Raw genomic sequence first — 4,937 nt, forward strand, 5'->3', positions numbered from 1 at the left:
GGGCCGCTGAGCCGCACCGCCGACGGCGCGTTGTAGGCCGGGCTTTCGGGATCGAGCTGGTTGAGGAACCAGAACCGCTGCTGCCCGAAGGAGAGCGGGATCTCGTCACTCGTCGAGCGCCGGGGGATGACCTGGACCGTCGGGGCGCTCAGGCCGCGCTGCTTGAGTCGCTGCTCAAAGACCGCCCGCTGCTCCGGCGAGAGCGCCGCTATCCGCTTCGATAGATCGTTCATGTGCTCACCTTTTAGCTCAGCATAGCGAGCGCGCTCGCCTTGGCACGAATAGCATAGTAGCCGCGCAGATCGTTCAGGTGCCGCAGGCTCGCCAGCACCGTGTCGGTCGCGACGCCGAAGTCGATCAGACAGGCGATCTCGTTCGCGCCGATCGCCTGAAGCCGGTCGATGATCGGAATACATTTCTCCGGCGTGCCGAAGAGCGAGGCCTGCTCGAAGTAGCGCTCGAAGGCAAACCCGACCAGCGTGCGCTCGTCGGCGGCGGAGATATTGTCGAGGTTGATCTTCAGGTTCAGGCTGCGGGCCAGATTGCGCAGCAGCGAGCCGTGGGTCCGCAGGTAGTTCGAGAACGGCTCGCGCACGATCTCTTTGACCTCGTCGTCGTCCTCGCCGATGAATGTATGCAGCATCACCGTCACATGGCCCTGCTGCGGATCGTGCCCGTGCTCGGCCAGCGTCGCGCGGTAGAGCGCGATACGCTCCTCCAACTGCTCTAAGGTTAGCTCGACCACCGAGGTCAGCACGTTGAGGCCAAGCTCGCCTGCGCGCACAAACGTCTCCGGGCTATTCGCGGCGGTAAGCCACATCGGCAGCGTCGGCTGGATCGGCCTGGGGAAGAGCCGCACCGGGATCTCGTTGCCGCCGCCGCCACGCACCAGGATCGGCTCGCCGCGCCAGAGCTGCCGGATCGTCCGAATGCCCTCGACGGTCAGCTTTTTGCGCTCGGCGTAGTGCTCAGGGAAGAAGACGAAGTCGTCGGCGTGCCAGCCTGAGGCGAAGGCAACGCCGGTGCGCCCCTTGGAGAGATTATCGACCAGCGACCATTCCTCGGCGATGCGGATCGGATGGTGCAGCGGCAGCACGACGCTGCCGGCCCGGATCTGCACGCGCTCGGTCGCCACCGCCAGCGCCGCGCCGAGCGTGGCCGGGTTGGGATACAGCCCGCCGAAGTGATGGAAGTGACGCTCCGGTGTCCAGATCGCGGTCAGGCCGTACTGGTCGGCCAGCTTCGCGCCTTCGAGCAGCAGCCGGTACTTATCGTCGGTCAGCACGGCCTCGTCGCTGGAGAAGTAGCACAGGCTGAACTGCATCGGCTGCTCGACGCTCGGCGGTAGCAGCGCGCGCCTGCCGTTGGTCGTCACACGCGGCGGCTCGATCGGCAGGATCGGCGCGCTCGGCAGCTCCACGAACTCATGCACAACCGGCGCAGGTGGGGCGGCCAGCTCGGCTGGCTCAGTGATCCAGACGGCCATCAGCTCGGCGGAGAGCTGATCCAGCTCAAGGCCCTCGACCTCGGCCAGAATCCGGGCGATCTCGTCCAGTTCCTCCGGCTCCGGCTGCTCAGCGGCAATCGCCTCGGCCAGTCCGGCGACGGTCGGCTGCTGGAAGAAGGCTTCGAGCGGCAGATCGATCTGGAAAGCGTCGCGGAGCTGCGAGATGACCTGAAGGCCAAGCAGCGAGTGACCGCCTAGCTCGAAGAAGTTGTCGTAGACGCCCAGGTGCTCGATGCCGAGCATCTCCTGCCAGATCGCCGCCACCCGCTGCTCGATCTCGTTGCGCGGCGCGACGTAGGCGGTCGCGATGTCGGGGCGGATCGCGACGGGCGTAGGCTCCGGCTGCTCCTCCTGTGTCGGCAGCGCTGCGGGCGCGCACTCCACCGCGATCTTCGGCATCTGCGCTGTGCCGGGCAGCGGCTCGATCCAGTAGCGCTGCCGCTCGAACGGATAGGTCGGTAGCGACACCCGGCGACGACGCTCGTCCTTATACAGTCCGGCCCAATCGACGGCTGCGCCGCCCAGCCAGAGCTTGCCCAGAGTCGTCAGCATGAACGCCAGATCGGACTCCTGCTCGCGCGCCGAGGGCAGCGAAGGCAGCGCGGTGTGCTTGCGGCTGTACGCCGGATGCCGCCGCGCCAGTCGGCTGAGGGCCTGCCCTGGCCCGACTTCCAAGACGATCGCGTCCGGCTCTTGAAGCACCGTGTGCAGGCCATCGCCGAAGCGCACGGTCTGCCGCAGGTGGTGTGCCCAGTAGCGCGGGCTGGTCGCCTCCTCGGCGGTGATCCAGGCGCCGGTCACGTTGGAGACGAACGGGATCAGCGGCGCTGCGAGCCCCACGCGGCTGACCTCGGCGGTGAAGGCGTCCAGCATCGGGTCGAGCATCGCCGAGTGGAAGGCGTGCGAGGTGGGCAGCCGCCGCACGTCGCTGCCCTGCGCCCGCAACTGCGCTTCGAGCGCGGCGACGGCCTCGGTGGGACCGGAGACGACGCACTGTGCGGGGCCGTTGATCGCGGCCAGCGCGAGATCGCGGCCGAGCCAGGGCTGCACGGCGGGGGCGGGCAGCGGCACGGCGAGCATCGCGCCGGGGGGCAGGGCTTGCATCAGCCGTCCGCGCGCGGCGACGAGCGCGAGCGCGTCTTCCAGGCGGAACACGCCCGCGAGGGTGGCGGCCACGTACTCGCCGATCGAGTGGCCGACCATTGCCGCAGGCTGCACGCCCCAGGCGATCCAGAGCTGGGCGAGGGCATACGCGACCACGAAGAGCGCGGGCTGGGTGATCTGCGTCTGATCGATCTGCTGGGCGGTGCTGGCGGCGTCGGCGGGTGTCGGATAGAGGAGGCGGCGCAGGTCGCGGCCGAGGTGCGGCAGGAGCAGATCGCAGCAGCGGTCGAGGGCGGCGCGGAAGACCGGCTCGTGCTCGTACAGCTCACGGCCCATGTTGACATATTGCGCGCCCTGGCCGGGAAGCAGAAAGATTACAGGCCGGTCGCTGCGCTCCTCGAAGGCGCGAAAGACTCGCTGTGGATCGAGCCGCTCCAGGGTTGCCAGCGCGTCGGCGCTGTCGCGGCAGACCAGCATACCACGGTAGGGAAAGCTGGTCCGTCCAAGCTGGAGCGTGTAGGCGATGTCGGCCAGATCGGCTGCTGGCTGCTGGCGGAAATACTGCGACAGATTTTCGGTCGCCAGCTCCAGCGCGCCGGGCGTTTTGGCCGAGATCACGAGCACCTGCCAGGGTCGCGACGGGCTGGTCGGCTCCTGAGCGGGCGCTTCTTCGAGGATCACGTGCGCATTGGTGCCGCCTACGCCAAACGAGCTGATGCCCGCCCGCCGGGGCGCGTCACCGGCGGGCCACGGCTGAAGTCGGGTGTTGACATAAAAGGGGCTGCCCGCCCAATCGATCGCCGGGTTGGGCTGCGTGACATGCAGCGTCGGCGGCATTTCGCGATGCTTGAGCGCCTGGACGGCTTTGATCAGGCTGGCGACGCCGGCGGCAGCGCCCAGGTGGCCGATGTTGCTCTTGACCGAGCCGACCGCGCAAAAGCCGCTGGCGTCGGTGGTGGCGCGAAAGGCCTTGGTTAGCGCCTGGATCTCGATCGGATCGCCCAGCGCGGTGCCGGTGCCGTGCGCCTCGATGTAGGAGATCGTCGTCGGGTCGAGGTTCGCGAAGCTCAGCGCCTCGCTGATCACCTCGGCCTGGCCGTGGACGCTCGGCGCGGTGTAGCCCACTTTGAGTGCGCCGTCGTTGTTGATCGCCGAGCCGCGAATCACTGCATGGATCGTATCGCCGTCCGCCAGCGCGTCGGCCATGCGCTTGAGCACGACGATGCCGACGCCGCTGCCGAAGATCGTGCCCTGCGCACTGGCGTCGAAGGCACGGCAGTGGCCGTCGGGCGAGACGATCCCGCCTTCCAGGTATTGATAGCCGAGCCGCTGCTGGGCGTTGATCGAGACGCCGCCCGCCAATGCCAGGTCGCACTCATAGTTAAGCAGCCCCTGGCATGCGACATGCACCGCTACCAGCGAGGTCGAGCAGGCGCTCTGGATCAGATGGCTGGGGCCGCGCAGGTTAAGCTTATACGAGACGCGCGTGGTCAGGTGATCGCCCGCGTTGGTAATATCGATCTGCACCGGGTCGAAGGATTGGAGCAGATCGGGGCGCGCCAGCAGATTGAACAGCAGATAGGTGTTGGTGCTGCCGCCGCCGTAGACGCCGATCGTGCCGGGGAAGCGTTCGGGGTTGTATCCGGCGTGCTCAAGGGCCTCCCATGCGCGCTCTAGAAAGATGCGCTGCTGCGGGTCCGTGATCTCCGCCTCGCGACGGGTCATGCCGAAGAAGGTCGCATCGAACTCTTCGATGCCGTCGAGCATGGCGGCGGCTTTGACATAGCGTGGGTCCTGAAGCGCCACCGGATCAGCGCCGCGAGCCAGTAGCTCGGCATCGCTCAGTTGGGCGATCGACTCGACGCCGGAGCGCAGGTTGTCCCAGAACTGCTCCAGGGTCTTCGCGCCGGGAAAGGCTCCGGCCATGCCAATAATCGCGATGCCGGTTTCGTCCTGATAGTCAGGCATGTGAGCACTCCTTGGGGGAGGTGAGCCTCACCAGCCACCCGAAATCTATAGTTCACTATCTATAAATGGACATTGTCTAGGAACATCGTCTGACTTACCTATGCTCGCCGAGCCGAGGCCTGCGCTGGCACGATCGTGGCCTGCTGCGCGGGGCGGCGGATGTCCGGGGTGAGAAGTTGCACGAGCGCAGAGTAGCCCCGGATTGCGGCACAGCCAGCGGGCTGGCTGAAGTTGGCTGCTGGACTTTCGATACGCTCAGGGTTGCCGCGTGTACCCTTGCTGATCCGAAGCAGCGCGCGGCAGCAGCGCGCCGCGAGATGTACATCGATCAGCGTGAGAGTCGACATCGTAACAGTGA

Annotated in this window: 3 protein-coding genes; all 3 read right to left on the minus strand. The window is 67.0% G+C overall.

Going from position 1 to position 4,937, the window contains the following annotated elements:
- Positions 1-233, minus strand: a 233-nt coding sequence (locus tag VFZ66_06970; protein ID HEX6288913.1) for a hypothetical protein, incomplete at its 3' end; no start/stop codon positions are given.
- 11 nt (positions 234-244) lie between these two features.
- Positions 245-4,579 carry a MupA/Atu3671 family FMN-dependent luciferase-like monooxygenase gene (locus tag VFZ66_06975; GenBank protein HEX6288914.1) on the minus strand — a complete coding sequence of 1,445 codons (4,335 nt, stop codon included), beginning with the start codon at positions 4,577-4,579 and terminating at the stop codon, positions 245-247.
- Positions 4,580-4,677: 98 nt separating this feature from the next.
- Positions 4,678-4,937: hypothetical protein (locus VFZ66_06980; protein ID HEX6288915.1), on the minus strand; the 260-nt coding region annotated here is incomplete at its 5' end.

It is taken from the genome of Herpetosiphonaceae bacterium (genome assembly GCA_036374795.1).
Classification (GTDB): Bacteria; Chloroflexota; Chloroflexia; order Chloroflexales; family Kallotenuaceae; genus LB3-1.